The sequence below is a fragment of the Pedobacter sp. 01N416 genome, from assembly GCF_056399685.1.
Genome location: NZ_JBFTRT010001110.1, coordinates 1 through 446 on the forward strand (window position 1 = coordinate 1; position 446 = coordinate 446).

At 39.7% G+C, this 446-nt stretch carries 1 pseudogene; it reads right to left on the reverse strand.

Annotated elements, in window-relative coordinates:
• Positions 1-446, reverse strand: a pseudogene (locus AC1DND_RS29470) (BamA/TamA family outer membrane protein); the annotation flags it as partial.

Here is a 446-nt window from a genome sequence, read left to right on the forward strand (position 1 = left end):
ACATAACTGCCCAAAGTTGGTAACAAATCATTATCGCGGGTATTGTTGGTGAAATTTACAAATGCACCTGCAAACATCTTTTCGTTTCGTACCGTAAGCGAATCGGACGAATGCAATTTTGATGGATTTTCGATAAAACGCCCTTGGTTATCTTCCTGATTATATTTATAGTATTGCCACGACGGTCCGACGCTAAAAGTAGATTTAGGGCGGCGCCACCTAATTGAAGCATCAACCTGGTAAAGGTTGAAACGTGTGCGGTAGTACCTGATGTTATCATCATCATCGCCATGCTCCTCAAAACTTGTTTCATTTCCTAAACCAAAGAAATTCTGTGTGTTATTTGGTGCGAAAGCATCGGCTTTTAACACAAAATCAGCCTTACCTAAAGCTTTTAACCACTCTCCTTTATAGTTAAACCTAAAAGCTTTTGTGGAGAATGAATG